14 protein-coding genes are annotated in these 16069 nt (G+C 46.1%); all 14 read left to right on the forward strand.

The window, feature by feature from the left end; translation table 11 throughout:
* Positions 1 to 64: 64 nt before the first annotated feature.
* Complete coding sequence (locus WG8_RS10075; RefSeq protein WP_043890953.1) at positions 65 to 385, forward strand: hypothetical protein; 321 nt, start codon at positions 65 to 67, stop codon at positions 383 to 385.
* A gap of 42 nt (positions 386 to 427) precedes the next feature.
* On the forward strand, positions 428 to 1060 hold the full coding sequence (locus tag WG8_RS10080; RefSeq protein WP_007430053.1) for a hypothetical protein: 633 nt from the start codon (positions 428 to 430) through the stop codon (positions 1058 to 1060).
* Positions 1057 to 1704, forward strand: coding sequence for an endolytic transglycosylase MltG (locus WG8_RS10085; RefSeq protein WP_007430054.1), 648 nt, complete (start codon positions 1057 to 1059; stop codon positions 1702 to 1704). The genes WG8_RS10080 and WG8_RS10085 overlap by 4 nt, the downstream gene beginning before the upstream one ends.
* A 253-nt stretch (positions 1705 to 1957) precedes the next feature.
* A complete protein-coding gene (gene rpsB, locus WG8_RS10090) occupies positions 1958 to 2656 on the forward strand; it encodes a 30S ribosomal protein S2 (protein WP_007430055.1) in 699 nt (232 codons plus the stop codon).
* Between the two features lie 132 nt (positions 2657 to 2788).
* On the forward strand, positions 2789 to 3439 hold the full coding sequence (tsf, locus tag WG8_RS10095) for a translation elongation factor Ts (RefSeq protein WP_007430056.1): 651 nt from the start codon (positions 2789 to 2791) through the stop codon (positions 3437 to 3439).
* Between the two features lie 120 nt (positions 3440 to 3559).
* Positions 3560 to 4288, forward strand: coding sequence for a UMP kinase (pyrH, locus tag WG8_RS10100; RefSeq protein ID WP_007430057.1), 729 nt, complete (start codon positions 3560 to 3562; stop codon positions 4286 to 4288).
* Entirely contained in the window at positions 4288 to 4842 is a 555-nt protein-coding gene (gene frr / locus WG8_RS10105) for a ribosome recycling factor (protein ID WP_007430058.1), read from the forward strand. Before pyrH ends, frr begins: the two co-directional genes overlap by 1 nt.
* A gap of 84 nt (positions 4843 to 4926) precedes the next feature.
* Positions 4927 to 5694, forward strand: coding sequence for an isoprenyl transferase (locus WG8_RS10110; RefSeq protein ID WP_007430059.1), 768 nt, complete (start codon positions 4927 to 4929; stop codon positions 5692 to 5694).
* A 17-nt stretch (positions 5695 to 5711) separates the two neighbouring features.
* Positions 5712 to 6503 (forward strand): phosphatidate cytidylyltransferase, encoded by a 792-nt coding sequence (locus WG8_RS10115; RefSeq protein ID WP_007430060.1) that lies wholly within the window; start codon positions 5712 to 5714, stop codon positions 6501 to 6503.
* A 153-nt stretch (positions 6504 to 6656) separates the two neighbouring features.
* Entirely contained in the window at positions 6657 to 7796 is a 1140-nt protein-coding gene (locus WG8_RS10120; protein WP_007430061.1) for a 1-deoxy-D-xylulose-5-phosphate reductoisomerase, read from the forward strand.
* Positions 7797 to 7905: 109 nt separating this feature from the next.
* Positions 7906 to 9177 carry an RIP metalloprotease RseP gene (rseP, locus tag WG8_RS10125; RefSeq protein ID WP_007430062.1) on the forward strand — a complete coding sequence of 424 codons (1272 nt, stop codon included), beginning with the start codon at positions 7906 to 7908 and terminating at the stop codon, positions 9175 to 9177.
* A 50-nt stretch (positions 9178 to 9227) separates the two neighbouring features.
* Positions 9228 to 10676 (forward strand): proline--tRNA ligase, encoded by a 1449-nt coding sequence (gene proS, locus WG8_RS10130; RefSeq protein ID WP_007430063.1) that lies wholly within the window; start codon positions 9228 to 9230, stop codon positions 10674 to 10676.
* 253 nt (positions 10677 to 10929) lie between these two features.
* On the forward strand, positions 10930 to 15246 hold the full coding sequence (locus tag WG8_RS10135) for a PolC-type DNA polymerase III (RefSeq protein ID WP_007430064.1): 4317 nt from the start codon (positions 10930 to 10932) through the stop codon (positions 15244 to 15246).
* Positions 15247 to 15557: 311 nt separating this feature from the next.
* Complete coding sequence (gene rimP, locus WG8_RS10140) at positions 15558 to 16019, forward strand: ribosome maturation factor RimP (protein ID WP_007430065.1); 462 nt, start codon at positions 15558 to 15560, stop codon at positions 16017 to 16019.
* The last annotated feature ends 50 nt before the right edge of the window (positions 16020 to 16069 follow it).

Genomic DNA, 16069 nt, shown 5'->3' on the forward strand with positions numbered 1-16069 from the left:
CTAACTTGACATTGTATTCCTCGGAAGACATACACGGATGCTCAATCGGAAAGGGCGTGGTCCAATGAGCTTGAAAGCTGTTGAATTGCAAATTGCCGTACCTCGTACCAGTGAAGCAGGTAGATACCAAAGTGATTTCCAGCAGCGGCCGATGAATGACCAGGCACTGCTAGGACAAAAGAACGCGCTGGAGACGGAGAACTTGCGTCAGCGAAGCAGTGCGGTAGATGAGTCTGCAGAAGCATTTGTCGATGAACGGCAAACAGGAGCTCAGGGCAGGGAATCTTCGCAGCAGGGCCGTTCCCAATCTGGTGAGAACGAGCTGCCTAAAGAGCATCCAGCAGAGCATCCGTATAAGGGACACCATATTGATTTTTCGCTCTGATTACAACAGGTGGAGGAGCATAATTAAAGGAGACGATGGGCAGTGGACCAACCATGGATTTATATTGTTCTGCTGGGCGTTGCAGCTGTTGTCTACGCCCGGCTGCTGCCTAAGCGTCAGCCGGATCGGGGAGCAGAAGAGGCCGTCGTCCAAAAGGTCGAGGCCACACTGGAGCAATACATGGCCGATATTGAAAGCGATAATGACGAGCTGATTGAACTCGTATCTGGTATGAAGCAGGAACACGCAGTTAAGCAGGCGGCATTACAGGAGCAGGTGGCTGAGCTGCGAAACCGTATCGTCGAGCTTGAGCGACAGGCTGTGCTTGCTGCGGCCTCTGCACAAGTGGAGACTACATCTGGGGGAATACGCTATACAGGTATTTCTCAACAGGCAGCGGCTGCTTATGACCAGTTTCACAGACCGCAGTCTGCAATGCCCTTACAAGAAGGGCATCCTGTTTCGGACGATCTCAACGTAGCTGGGGATGAGCAGCCAGCATTGCAAGAGCCTGAAACCAAACAGTTGACAGAATCCATCCGTGATCGTTATCAAGAGCTGTTCACGCTCTATGAGCAGGGGAAGTCGGTGGATTATATAGCCAAGCAATCAGGTATCCAGCGGGGCGAGGTACAGCTCATATTGCAACTGGCAGAACGGGAGGATCTAAATTGATCAAAAATCGTTCATTTATGCTAGGTATGGGTACCGGACTTGTAACAGGCGCATTGCTGCTGCAACTGGCGATTGTCGGTCAAGGACAATCCCAGCCATCCTCAATAGACCCGAAAAACATGACCCGTGAGCAATTGGAGAAGGCAGCAGCTGGATTAAATCTTCAGATCAGTGACCCTTCTGATCCGAAGATGACAGAAGAGGAATGGCGGAATAAGGTGATTAAGGAAGGCAGCAAAACACCGACTGCACCTCAAAAGGCAAAACCAGCCCAAACGCCATCAACACCAAAGGCACCCGCGAACAGCACACCTTCGACTGCTTCCAAGCCTGCGGCCAGCACGTCTATACCGAAAAAACCGGATAAACCGCAAGTGAAAGAATCTGGTACTGAGACTACTCCAGCTATCCCTAAGCAGCCTGCTGCTCCGCAAGTGCAATATAGCATTGCATCGGGAAGTAATTTGAGAAGTGTGGCATCCGGCTTGGAGAAGGCGGGCGTTGTTTCAGATGCCAATGCGTTTGAGGCAGCGGCTAATGCTCAAAAAATCAATACTAAAATTCGTACCGGCACCTATCAGTTTGTCAAAGGTGAGGATTTCGGTTCTATCATTACTAAAATTACAAAGAAGCCGTCCAACTGACCAGTACGGGAAGTGGACGGCTCTTATCTTTTCTTAAAAGCTCGACAGACGAAAGCACCCAGTTACTTTGGGCACGGATTCAATGATTGTCGAAAAGTTGGTTGCAACGATACAAGTGTTATGGTATATTAATTGACGGTGTTAAAAACGCACGTCGGTTAATTTCGTGAAGGGTGCTTTCAACAGAAAGTCTTTATGAAAAATGATGTCGGCGGAGGACACACAAAAAACCAAACTTAGGAGGTGTGTGAAGATGGCAGTAATCTCCATGAAACAGCTTTTGGAAGCTGGGGTTCACTTTGGTCACCAAACACGTCGCTGGAACCCGAAAATGGATCGTTATATCTTCACTGAAAGAAACGGTATTTACATCATTGACTTGCAAAAGACAGTGAAAAAGGTTGAGGAAGCTTACAACTTCGTAAAAAGCATTGCAGCTGAGAATGGTACAATCCTGTTCGTAGGCACAAAGAAACAAGCGCAAGATTCCGTTAAGGAAGAAGCAGAACGCGCTGGTCAATTCTACATTAACCAACGTTGGTTGGGTGGAACACTGACTAACTTCCAAACTATTCAAAAACGTATTGATCGTTTGAAACAGTTGGAATCTTGGGAAGAGGACGGCACATTCGCAGTTCTTCCTAAAAAAGAAGTTATCATTCTTCGCAAAGAAAAAGATCGTCTTGAAAAATTCTTGGGCGGTATCAAAAACATGAAGGGCCTTCCAAGCGCTCTGTTCATCATTGATCCACGCAAAGAACGTATCGCGGTTGCTGAAGCTCGTAAATTGGGTATCCCAATCGTTGGTATCGTTGATACTAACTGCGATCCAGACGAAATCGACTATGTTATCCCAGGTAATGACGATGCGATTCGCGCTGTTAAATTGCTGACTGGTAAAATGGCTGATGCAGTTATGGAAGCAAACCAAGGCGAAGAAACTACAGCATAATATTTCCGATAGGAAATACCTATACGAATTAAATGAAAAGGGTGGTTGGCAGGTGGATAACCTCTCACTACCCTTTTTTTAAGGAATAAAGCTCGTGTATACCACTTAAAATCAAATTTGGAGGGAAATAATATGGCAGTTAATGCTAGCGCAGTAAAAGAGCTTCGTGAAAAAACAGGCGCAGGAATGCTGGATTGTAAAAAAGCGCTTGAAGAAGCAAATGGTGATTTGACAAAAGCGGTTGAAGTTCTGCGTGAAAAAGGACTTGCAGCTGCAGCCAACAAAGCAGGTCGTATTGCTACTGAAGGCGTTGTTGAATCCTACATTCATGCTGGCGGCCGTATCGGCGTACTGGTAGAAGTAAACTGCGAAACAGACTTCGTAGCGAAAACAGACCAGTTCAAAGATTTTGTACGTGACATTGCAATGCATATCGCTGCATCGAACCCTCGTTATGTTCGTCGCGAAGAAGTGCCACAGGAAGAGATTGAAAAAGAAAAAGAAATCCTGAAAGCACAAGCTTTGAACGAAGGCAAACCAGAAAAAATCGTTGAAAAAATGGTTGAAGGCCGCATCGGTAAATATTACGAAGAATTCTGCTTGCTGGAGCAATCTTTCATCAAAGATCCAGACAAAACAATCTCCACACTGATCAACGAGAAAATCAGTACGATTGGTGAAAACATCTCCGTACGTCGCTTTGTTCGTTTTGAGCTGGGTGAAGGTCTGGAGAAAAAAGAAGACAACTTCTACGAAGAAGTTATGTCTCAAGTGAAACAATAATTACCAACGAGCGGTAATTGAATATGGAAAAGCGGAAATGGAACACATCGGTGTTCCTTTTCTTGCAACAGGACACTTATCCTGTTACATAAAATATAAATGATATTGGAGGGTGATCATTTGGAAAAACCTGTGTTTAAGCGTGTAGTCCTGAAGGTTAGTGGAGAGTCGCTGTCAGGATCGAACGGTTATGGTATTGATGCAGATACGATTGCTTCGATTGCTCAGCAAGTCAAAGACGTTGTGGAACTGGGTGTGGAAGTTGCCATCGTATGTGGAGGCGGCAATATCTGGCGTGGTATCGCTGGAAGCGCCAATGGGATTGACCGAGCGACGGCGGATTACATGGGTATGCTGGCAACGGTGATGAACTCACTGGCTTTGCAGGATGCTTTGGAGCAAATTGAAGTACCTACACGTGTGCAGACATCCATCGCGATGCAACAAATTGCAGAACCTTATATCCGTCGTAGAGCTATCCGCCATCTGGAAAAAGGCCGGGTCGTTATCTTTGCGGCAGGTACAGGGAATCCGTTCTTCTCGACTGACACTACTGCTGCTTTGCGAGCTGCTGAGATTGAAGCCGAAGTGATTCTGATGGCTAAAAATAAAGTGGATGGTGTATATTCAGCCGATCCGTTTAAAGACAGCACTGCTGAGAAATATGAGCAGCTCACGTATTTGGATGTGCTCAATAAAAACCTCGGTGTCATGGATTCTACAGCTTCCTCGCTGTGCATGGATAACAATATTCCGTTAATTGTCTTTGCTATTACAGAGCAAGGTAACATTAAACGTGTCGTGCTGGGTGAGAAAATTGGTACGATCGTCAAAGGGAGTGTAAATTAATGCCACAATCCGTGAAAAAAAGCGCTGAAGAGCGCATGCAAAAAGCAATTCAGGCCTTGCAACGTGATCTTTCATCTTTGCGTGCAGGGCGGGCAACACCAGCTTTACTGGACCGTGTGCAGGTTGAGTATTACGGCGCAATGACTCCGGTCAACCAACTGGCAAACGTAAACACACCTGACAGTCGAACCTTGATGATTCAGCCTTGGGATAAATCCTCCTTGGCCGACATCGAGCGCGCTATCCAAAAATCGGATCTCGGTTTGACACCTTCGAATGATGGAAACACCATCCGTCTGAGCATTCCTGCTTTGACAGAGGAACGCAGAACTGAACTGGTGAAGATGACGAAAAAGAACGGTGAAGAAGCGAAGATCGCTATTCGTAACATCCGCCGTGATGCAAATGATGATATCAAAAAAATGGAGAAAAGTGATATTTCCGAGGACGAATCTCGTAAACATCAGGAAGATATCCAGAAAACAACCGATAAATTTATCGCTGAAGTGGATAGAGTTCTAGCTGCAAAAGAAAAAGAAATTATGGAAGTCTAAAAGAATGGCAGCCCCTCCCTTACGGTGGGGTTTGTCTCTTTTCAAGCCTGAGGCACATTTTCAGAGAATGCTGGAGGAACTGGAATGATCAAACGGGTTCGGTCTTGGTGGAACAGGGAACAAAATCAGCAAACACCGGCCATTTCAAAAGACAATATTCCGCAGCATGTTGCTGTCATCATGGATGGAAACGGCAGATGGGCCAAACGGATTGGAATGCCGCGGATTGTAGGGCATCAAAATGGAATGAAGGCAGTGAAACGCACGGCAATTGCGGCGGACGAACTGGGCATTAAGTATTTGACTATGTTTGCTTTTTCGACTGAAAATTGGACGCGTCCAAAGGACGAGGTTGATTTTCTAATGCGATTGCCACAGGAATTTCTGGCTATTGAGCTGGATGAGCTGATTGAAAAAAATGTACAGGTACGTATGATGGGAAACAAGGAGCTTTTACCTTCTCATACCGTTGAAGCGTTGACTGAAGCGATTCGGCGAACCGAACATAATACCGGACTTGTTCTTAATTTTGCATTAAATTATGGAAGTCGGCTGGAAATCACAGAATGCATGCAAACGTTGGGGCGTCAAATTGAGAGCGGGAAGCTCAAATCAGAAGATATAACACCTGATATGATCGGAAACACGTTGCTTTCCAGTGATATGCCAGACCCTGATTTATTGATTCGGACAAGTGGTGAGCTTAGACTCAGTAATTTTATGCTCTGGCAGCTTGCTTACAGTGAGTTATGGTTTACGGATATTTATTGGCCTGAATTTAAGAAAGAACACTTATACGAAGCAGTGGTCGAATATCAGCAAAGATCACGACGGTATGGCGGACTGAAGTAAATGGAGGATGAAAGCCGTTGAGACAGAGATTAATTACCGGTATTCTGGCAGGCGTATTCTTTTTGGCGATGGTCCTGTGGGGCGGCTTGGCCTACCATTTGCTTATTTTGGTGATGGCCCTGATCGGATTTTATGAGTTCGCACGAATGACACAGGTATCTCCTTTTGGGGGTACGGCAATGCTCGGGTACGTAAGCATATTAGCTTTTGTATTCCCTTATCAACCTTTGGGCTTGCATTCACCACTACCCTTTGCCAGCATGCTTTGGCTGATAATGATAGCTTTTATGGTCATTACAGTGGGCACGAAAAACAAGATCCCTATTCAAACGGTAGCTATGCTATTCCTTGGTACCGTTTATATAGGTTTTGGATTTTCGTATATTGCGGAATCACGTCATATGGAACATGGGCTGTTATGGACTTTTTTATTGCTTGCTTGTATTTGGGCAAGTGATGCTGGGGCCTATTTTGTAGGTAAAATGGTAGGAAAAACAAAGCTATGGCCTGCGATTAGTCCAAACAAAACGGTCGAAGGGTCCATCGGTGGGATTATTTTAGCGTTGGTTATAGCTCTGCTATTCGCCGGTTTGTCAGGAGGACTGCTGCCGTGGTCCAAAGCCTTCGGTATTGGCTTGGCCTGTGCGGTTGTGGGGCAACTGGGCGATTTGGTGCAATCTGCATACAAACGAGTGTACGGCATTAAAGATTCCGGTAATCTGCTGCCAGGGCACGGTGGTATTTTAGACCGCTGCGACAGCTGGATTGTCGTTTTTCCATTTGTACATATGCTGATGCTGCTTCCATGAAAACTTACCTGGTGATTACAGTTTATGCTCAGGATTAATCTCTATGCTGCTCACACCGCTTCATAAGAAGGATGAAACCAATAGCATAGCTGCCCTGAATAACAAACAATGAGCTCCTGGATAAAAGTGATTTTCAGGATAGGAAGGTGCATCATGAAAAGAATTACGGTACTCGGTTCAACCGGATCTATTGGAACACAAACGCTGGATGTGGTATCTATGCACCCGGATCAGTTTGCTGTTGAGGCTTTAGCAGGTGGTTCTAACATAAAGCTGCTTGCTGAACAGGCGCATCTTTATCAACCTAAAAAAGTGTCTGTCGGCACCAGGCAGCTGGCGGAAGAAATTCGGCCTTTACTTCCACCCGGCATGGAACTGCATTGGGGAAATGAAGGACTCGTTGAGCTGGCTGCAAACACAGAGGCAGATATGGTTGTGACGGCTGTAATGGGCAGTGTCGGATTGCACTCCACGCTGGCCGCGATTGAGGCTGGGAAGCAGATCGGTTTGGCCAATAAGGAAACACTGGTTACTGCCGGTCATCTAGTCACAGAGCGGGCTCGGGCGAAAGGCGTGCCGCTGCTGCCGATTGACAGTGAGCACTCAGCTATTTTCCAATGCTTGAACGGTGAGCGCATGAAAGATGTGGCGCATATCACCCTCACGGCATCGGGAGGTTCTTTCAGGGATCTGACAAGAGAACAGCTTCGTGAAGTTACGGTGGAAGATGCACTTAAACATCCCAATTGGTCGATGGGCGCCAAAATTACGATTGATTCAGCAACGATGGTAAACAAAGGGCTGGAGGTCATAGAAGCCCACTGGCTGTTTGGGCTTGATTATGAGCAAATTCACGTATTGCTTCATCCGGAAAGCATCATTCATTCCTATGTGGAGTTTCAGGATACGAGCATCGTTGCCCAACTGGGGAATCCGGACATGAGAGTGCCCATTCAATATGCTTTGACTTACCCTGAGCGAATGAAGTCCCCAGCGAAGCCGCTGTCGCTGGCTGAGGTCGGCAAGCTCCATTTTAAGGAAATGGACTTTCATCGTTTTCCTTGTTTAAGGCTTGCCTTCGAATGTGGTAAAATGGGTGGAACAGCACCAACCGCATTTAATGCAGCTAATGAGATTGCTGTTGCCCGTTTTCTGCGCGGAGAGATTCCTTTTCTGCAAATTGAAGCTATTATTGAGCGTGTGCTGGAGCGACATGTCAATGTGGCTAACCCTGATCTGTCTACGATTGAAGCCTGTGATACTGAGACTCGAAGCATAGCTGCTGGGCTATAGGGCTGACTTGGGGTTGGAGAAGCGAAATGTGATTCTCTTGTGCAGGATTGGAGAATAATGATAATCTAGGAAGACAAACTCGATCTCATTGAAAGGGGAACGGAAACGATTGGAAACGATTCAAATAGTGTTGATGACGGTGCTCATGTTTTTCGTCATAGTGACGGTGCATGAATGGGGGCATTATTATTTTGCCAAACGCGCCGGGATTCTGGTACGGGAGTTTGCGATCGGTTTCGGTCCGAAACTGTTTTCTTATAAAAGAAACGAGACGCGATTTACGCTACGTTTGTTGCCTTTCGGTGGTTTCGCCCGCATGGCGGGAGAAGATCCGGAGGTTAATGAAATTGAAGCCGGACAAACGATTGCTGTACGCGTAACGGACGGTGTCGTTAAAACCATTTATCTGGATCAATTGGATAACCGTAAAAATGTGGTCCGTGGCGAAGTTTTGGATATTGATCTGGAAGAGGCGCTGACTGTAAAATTGGATGTGGATGGTGAAGATCAGCAATACACTGTACATCCGCAAGCGATGATGGTAACCAAAGGACAATCCATTCAAATTGCTCCGAAGGATCGACAGTATGGCAGCAAAACGGTGGGACAGCGCGCGCTGGCTATTTTTGCTGGACCACTGATGAATTTTATTCTTGCCTTTATTCTGTTTGGTCTGCATATCCAGATGGTCGGGATACAAGTGGAGAACCCAACTTATGTTCAAATTAGTGAAATTACAGCGGGGATGCCTGCTGCCGAGGCTGATTTGCATAAGGGAGATATCATTGAATCGGTGAATGGTACTGCAATTGGTGCGAATGTTGAAAATTTGATCAAGCTGATTGCCGATTCTCAAGACAAGCCGATGAAGTGGAAGGTTCGCCGCGATAATCAAACATTTGATCTCACCATCACACCTCGGGCAATGGAGGGGCAAAAGGGCGGCAAAGTTGGTATCGTGCCTGAGCTTCCAAAGCGCCAAGCAGGGGTTGGAGAGACCTTTAAATTTGCCGGACAATCCATGGTAAGAACGACCGATATTATTTTCCAGGGATTTAGCCAGCTCATTCAACGCTTTTCTATTAATGATCTGGGCGGTCCTGTACGTACTTTTGAAGTGACGGGACAAATTGCCAAGCAGGGCATTGAGCAGTTAACGTATTGGACGGCTATTATGAGTCTCTATCTGGGGATATTTAATTTGTTGCCTATCCCGGCGCTGGATGGTAGCAGACTTGTGTTCCTCGGTGTAGAGGCGGTAAGAGGACGTCCCATTGATCCGGGCAGAGAGGGAATGGTCCATTTTGTAGGTTTTGCTATGCTATTCCTGCTTATGATCGCGGTCACGTACAACGATATTTTACGCTTAATTAACGGTTAATTAGAGGCGGACTTTATAAAAACGGTCTGTATGGGAGGACATGCATTTCTATGTCGAACGATAAACAGTTTGTCGAGGAAATTACGCCACAGAGCGAAGATTTTTCCCGATGGTACATTGATGTAATTAAAAAAGCAGAGCTGATGGATTATTCCCCGGTTCGTGGGTGTATTGTATTCCGCCCGGACGGTTTTGAAATTTGGGAGCATATCAAGGAAGCGATGGACGTGCGTTTTAGAGAAACGGGTCACCGCAATGCTTATTTTCCAATGTTTATCCCCGAAAGCTTTTTCCAAAAGGAGAAAGAGCATGTGGAAGGATTTAATCCTGAGCTTCCTTGGGTAACCGAGGCTGGCGGGGAAAAGCTGGAAGAGCGCCTTGCAATCCGACCGACTTCAGAAACCATGATTGGACATATGTACTCCAAATGGATTCAGTCCTATCGAGATCTGCCTGTGCTTATTAACCAATGGGCTAACGTGGTGCGTTGGGAAAAACGGACGCTACCTTTCTTGCGCACAAGTGAATTTTTGTGGCAGGAAGGTCACACGGCTCATGAAACAGAGGAAGAAGCACGCGAAGAAACGATGAAAATGCTGGAAGTGTACCGTGAGGTTATCGAAGAAGTTCTGGCTATTCCAGTTATTACTGGACAAAAGACACCATCTGAAAAATTTGCAGGTGCGAAGGAAACATTTTCGCTGGAAGCGATGATGAAGGATGGGCGTGCGGTACAAGCCGGGACCTCCCACTATATGGGGACCAATTTTGCGGTTGCATTTGATATTAAATATTTGAGCCGTGAAAATAATCTGGAGTTCGCACATACAACTTCATGGGGAACAAGTACACGCTTGATTGGTGCACTGATTATGGTCCATGGAGATGATCGCGGTTTGGCTTTGCCTCCTAAAGTTGCACCTACACAAGTCGTTATGGTTCCAATCGGACCGCCTAAGAAGCGTGATGCAGTGATCGCGCGCGCAGATGAACTGTTCGCTCAGTTGAAGCAATCAGGTGTACGTGTGAAAATGGATGACCGCAGCGATGTGAGTCCAGGCTGGAAGTTTAACGAATATGAAATGCGCGGTGTACCAGTACGTTTGGAAATCGGACCTCGTGATATGGAAAACGGTGTCTGTGTACTCGTATCCCGTATTAGCGGCGAGAAAAAAATTGTACAGCAGGACAATCTTGTAGAGGAAGTCCAGGCAATGCTTGCACAGGTACAACAGGAAATGTATGTTCGTGCGAAGAATTTTATGGAAGAAAACTTCTATTCCGTCGATACGCTGGATGAAATGAAGGCGCTCATGGAAGAAAAACGCGGCTTTACTTTGGCAGGCTGGTGCGGATCTGAGGAATGTGAAGACAAGGTCAAAGAAGTGACAGGCGCTACAAGCCGCAACATACCGTTTAAAACAACCGAGCAAAAGACCACATGTCTGTGCTGTGGCAAACCAGCCAAGCATACTGTAGTGTTCGCACGGGCGTACTAATAAAGAAGTAAAGCAAACCCATTATACTCACTTCATTTTCTCTGCTAACAGTATAACTGTACGTGGCAATGCCCCGTAGGATTTATATTGTCGCGTTGGAGGGGTGAGGGGGGCTACGAAAAGCTTTTGCGGTCGGAGATGTTTTTGACGCAGAAGCTTTTCATGTTTTCGGAATGAAAGTTGAAGATGAGGAGACCGCTGTACACTATAAAGACAGCTGAGATAGAATTATTAGGAAATGGGGGGGAGAGCCATGGGCGGAGCTGAAGAAAAGAGAAAGCGGCTGGAACTGCTGATGAAACAGGTTGTGATGCCTGCGGGAGTGGTTGAACCTTATTTCTTGGACGGTTGGATTGATCAGGTGGAAATTAGCCGTACCAATAAGGACTGGAATATCATTCTTGTCAAGGAGACACTGGTTCCCGCTCAGGTATATCGTACGTTCTGCATTCAGGTACAGGAAAAGATGAATCATATCGCTAAAATTACGTTTCGGTTTCATTATGGTGAGCAGGTTCAACCTGGTGATATCATCGGTGAATACTGGAAGCTTTTTCTGGAGTGGGTACATCGTGAAATTCCCTCTGTAAACGGTTGGATGAATCGGGCTGTGCATGAGTGGGAAGATGGACTGTTCATACTGACGATGAGCGATAGCATGTCGCTGGAGCTGGCGCGTAAAAAACAGATTGACCAAGCTATTATCAAATTTTACGACAAATATTTTGGACTCTCCATGCGCGTTAAAATTCAGGTCGGTGAAAGTAATCAGGAGGCTTTGCAACAGTTTCAAGAGAAGAAGATGCAGGAAGAACGCGAAGTTATTCAGAAAATGATGGAAAGTATGGAAGCTGAAATGCCGCCTGTAGAAGAGGAAGAGGGAGATGTCCGGCTTCAATTTGGTTATGAAATCAAAGAACCGCCTGTTCCGATGCAGGATATTCAGGACGAAGAGAAGAAAGTTACTTTGCAGGGGACGATCTTCGGTCTGGATAGTAAAGAGCTGCGCAATGGCAGTACGTTGTTTACGTTCTATTTGACAGACTTTAGTGATTCCTTGCAGATGAAAATGTTTGCTAAAACAAAAGAGGATCTGAAGGTGCTCAGTCTGTTGGCTAACGGAAAATGGGTCAAAGTCCGTGGGCGGGTAGAATACGATCGTTTTATGCAAATTCCCGAGCTGGTTATGATTCCTTCTGATCTGATTGAAGTACAGGCTCCGCCTACACGTAAGGATAACGCAGAGGAAAAGCGGGTTGAGTTCCATCTGCATACAAAGATGAGCGCAATGGATGCTGTAGCCTCGATTGATCAATATGTCAAAACAGCCGCCAAGTGGGGGCACAAAGCGATTGCGGTTACCGATCATGGTGGAGTGCAATGCTATCCTGATGCCGCCAAGGCAGCCAAGAAAAACGGAATTAAAATGATCTACGGCATTGAGGCCAATGTGGTTAATGATGCAGTTGAGGTTGTGATGCAGGCGCAGTCGTTAAGTTTGAAAACAGCGACCTATGTCGTTTTTGATATTGAAACCACCGGTTTGTCCGTCACGCAAAATAAAATCATTGAGATAGCGGCTGTCAAAATGTATGAAGGCAAGGAAATTGACCGTTATGCGACCTTTGTGAATCCGCATGAGCGTATTCCCTACAATATCCAGCAGCTGACCAACATTAACGATGAAATGGTCAAGGATGCACCGGATGTGGAACCGGTTATGAAAGAGTTCGTCGATTTTGTTGGCGATGCCGTGCTGGTTGCCCATAATGCGCGATTTGATGTTGGCTTCATCCAGGCAATGCTTCGAAAGATGGGGTTGCCTGAAATGACCAATCCGGTGCTGGATACGCTGGAACTGGCCCGCTTGCTGTTTCCGACGCTGAAAAATCACCGATTAAATACGCTGACGGCTAAGTATAAGGTTGCGCTCGAAAGCCATCACCGGGCTATTGATGATACCGTTGCGTTGGCAGAAGTGTTAAACGGACTGCTGAGTGATGCGGAACAAATTAAGGGGTTGAAAATGCTTGATCGCTTGAATGACTATGTAGGGAAGGATCTATCGACCGTTCGTCCCTTCCACTGCTGTATTTATGCCCTGAACCCAATAGGCAAAAAAAATCTGTACAAGCTGGTTTCAATGTCTCATACCGAATATTTCAAGCGTGTGCCTTGTATTCCTAAATCTAAATTGTCGGAAATGAGAGAGGGATTGCTTATTATTTCCGGCTGCGAAAAGGGAGAGTTTTTCGAAGCTGTGTTGAATAAATCCGAGGAAGAAGCCGAGGAAGTTGCACAGTTTTATGATGTGTTGGAGATTCAACCTTTAACAATGTATATGCATCTGGTGGAAAAGCAACTGGTAAGCGGACCTGACGCTCTGAAAACGGCCATACGCAAAGTATGTGAAATAGGAAAGCGGCTTGATAAGCCGGTTATTGCTACAGGCAATGTTCACTATTTGGAGACTCGCGATAAGCTGTATCGTGATATCACCATACACGGCATTACTGGGTTTAGCCCGTTAAAAGATATCCGTAAGCCGGATGCTCATTTGCGGACAACGGATGAAATGCTGGCAGAGTTCGAGTTTTTAGGTGAGGAAAAAGCTTATGAGGTTGTTGTGACCAACACAAGCGAGCTGGCGGAGCGGTTTGAGGAACTGGAATTGTTCCCTGACAAGCTGTTTACGCCATTGCTGGACGGAGCAGATGAGGAGATCCGTAATACATGCTATGAGACGGCTCAATCCATCTATGGCGAATCCTTGCCCGAGGTCGTTGTAGCTCGTCTTGAAAAAGAATTGGAGCCTATTATCAAATACGGGTTCTCCGCTAACTATCTCATTTCCGAGCGTCTGGTTAAAAAGTCTAATCAGGATGGATACCTGGTAGGTTCACGGGGCTCTGTCGGTTCTTCTGTGGTAGCTACTTTCCTCGGTATTTCCGAGGTTAATCCATTGCCTGCTCATTATATTTGCGTTAATCCTGAATGCAGACACAGCGAATGGTTTTTGGATGGAAGTGTGCCGAGCGGGTTTGACTTGCCAGACAAAAACTGTCCGAATTGCGGTGGCAAGCTTAAGGGTGAGGGACAGGATATACCATTTGAAACGTTCCTCGGCTTTAAAGGAGATAAAGTTCCCGATATTGACTTGAACTTCTCCGGAGAATATCAGCCTGTCGCGCATAACTATACGAAAGTGCTGTTTGGTGAAAAAAGTGTTTTCCGTGCAGGAACCATCGGTACGGTTGCTGAGAAAACGGCGTTTGGTTTTGCCAAAAAATATGAAGAGGCACATCATAAAAAATGGCGCGGAGCTGAGCTGAACAGGCTGGCTTCCGGTTGTACAGGTGTAAAACGCAGTACCGGACAGCATCCGGGTGGGATTGTGGTTGTTCCCGATTATATTGAGGTCGAGGACATTACGCCGGTGCAGTACCCGGCTGATGATACGAGCTCGGAATGGAAAACGACGCATTTTGATTATCACGCTTTTGATGCGAACTTGCTCAAGCTCGATATTCTGGGCCATGATGATCCGACCATGATGAGGATGCTTCAGGATTTGACCGGGGTTGACCCGACGACGATCCCAATGAATGATCCCAAAGTGATGAGCATGTTCAACTCCACGGAGGCACTCGGTGTAACACCACAGCAAATCCGCACACCTGTCGCAACCTATGGTGTACCAGAGATGGGGACGAAGTTTGTACGCCAAATGCTGGTAGAGTCGCAGCCGAGCTCTTTTGCCGATTTACTGCAAATCTCCGGTTTGTCTCACGGTACGGGCGTATGGCTGGGGAACGCGCAGGAGTTGATCAAAAATAATACCTGCAACATCAAGACTGTAATTGGTTGCCGGGATGATATCATGCTGTTTTTGATTTACAAGGCGGGGATGGACGCAGGTCTGGCCTTTAAAATTACGGAGAGCGTGCGTAAAGGTAAGGGTCTTAGTGCCGAATGGATTGAGGAAATGAAAAAATGCAAGGTGCCGCAGTGGTACATTGATTCCTGTCTGAAAATCCAGTACATGTTTCCGAAGGCGCATGCCGCAGCCTATGTTATTTCAGCGGTGCGTACAGCGTATTTCAAGTTGTATCATCCGATAGAATATTATGCGACTTACTTCTCCGTACGTGCAGCCGATTTTGATATTGAACTGTGTTGTCAGGGATATGATGCAATTGGAAAGAAAATTGTTGAGATCGAGCAGCTTGGCTTCCAGGCCTCGCAAAAGGAAAAAGGGATGCTGCCAATCCTGGAAATGGCTTTGGAAATGACAGCTCGCGGCTTCAGTTTCAAATCGATTGATTTGTACCGTTCCGAAGCTACACGCTTCAAAGTAGATGGAGATTCGCTCATTCCGCCGTTTGGAGCCCTTCAGGGGATTGGTGAAAACGCGGCGCGTAACATCGCGGCTGCCCGTGAACAGGGTGAATTTTTGTCTGTCGAGGATTTTCAGCAAAAGTCGAAGGCCAGTAAAACCATTGTCGAAATGCTGTCCCAGATGGGGTGCTTTCGAGGTCTGCCAGAGAGTAATCAGCTGTCTCTGTTTTAATCCGAACCACAGTAGTCAAGCTCTGGCACTTGTCACATAACTACGGTTATGATATAATTTTTTTGGTAATCATGGAGATAAAACCGTTGCTAAAAGAGTGGGGAAACCCACTCTTTACTGTTTGATATACAGTTACAACGTGAAAACGTTATTTTTGGGCCAAAACCGGTACGCCGGTTTATTTGCAGTGAGCCCGAAATGAACATTACATCAAATAAAAATGGAAAATGCCGGTGATGAAGAAGCATTGTCCATCGTAATGGGGCGTCTTTTTTCACCACAGGAAAGTTTACTTTTGGAGGTTATAATCTTTGAGCACACCAAAGATCAAGTCAGCAGTAGAAGAAATGGCCCAACCTTATTTTGATGAGCATGGCTTTGAACTGGTCGATGTCGAGTATGTCAAAGAGGGCAGCAACTGGTTTCTTCGCGTTTTTGTAGACAAAGACGGAGGAATTGATCTGGACGACTGTAGTATGATCAGTGAATATCTGAGCCAAAAGCTGGATGAGAATGATCCGGTTTCTACAGCATATTTTCTGGAAGTATCCTCACCAGGTGCCGAGAGACCGCTGAAAAAAGCGGAGGACGTAACTAAAGCGGTAGGCAAAAATGTATTTGTTACTACATACGAGCCGATCAACGGCCTGAAGGAATTTGAAGGTCGTCTGCTTTCTTTTGAAGATGGGGAGCTCACCGTTCAAAGCGGACAAAAGAAGCATGCCATACCTTATGAAAAGGTAGCTGGTGCAAGGCTCGCGATCATATTTTAATTTGGATTTGACTGTTGCTGTTTGACATGACTTCATGTTTTATACCTCGT

Origin of the sequence: Paenibacillus sp. Aloe-11 (assembly GCF_000245715.1) — a bacterium.
GTDB classification, from domain to species: domain Bacteria; phylum Bacillota; class Bacilli; order Paenibacillales; family Paenibacillaceae; genus Paenibacillus; species Paenibacillus kribbensis.

Coding starts and splice junctions, on each gene's coding strand:
- WG8_RS10075 (WP_043890953.1), top strand. CDS start 65: ATGAGCTTGAAAGCTGTTGAATTGCAAATTGCCGTACCTCGTACCAGT.
- rpsB (WP_007430055.1), top strand. CDS start 1,958: ATGGCAGTAATCTCCATGAAACAGCTTTTGGAAGCTGGGGTTCACTTT.
- tsf (WP_007430056.1), top strand. CDS start 2,789: ATGGCAGTTAATGCTAGCGCAGTAAAAGAGCTTCGTGAAAAAACAGGC.
- frr (WP_007430058.1), top strand. CDS start 4,288: ATGCCACAATCCGTGAAAAAAAGCGCTGAAGAGCGCATGCAAAAAGCA.
- WG8_RS10110 (WP_007430059.1), top strand. CDS start 4,927: ATGATCAAACGGGTTCGGTCTTGGTGGAACAGGGAACAAAATCAGCAA.
- WG8_RS10120 (WP_007430061.1), top strand. CDS start 6,657: ATGAAAAGAATTACGGTACTCGGTTCAACCGGATCTATTGGAACACAA.
- proS (WP_007430063.1), top strand. CDS start 9,228: ATGTCGAACGATAAACAGTTTGTCGAGGAAATTACGCCACAGAGCGAA.
- WG8_RS10135 (WP_007430064.1), top strand. CDS start 10,930: ATGGGCGGAGCTGAAGAAAAGAGAAAGCGGCTGGAACTGCTGATGAAA.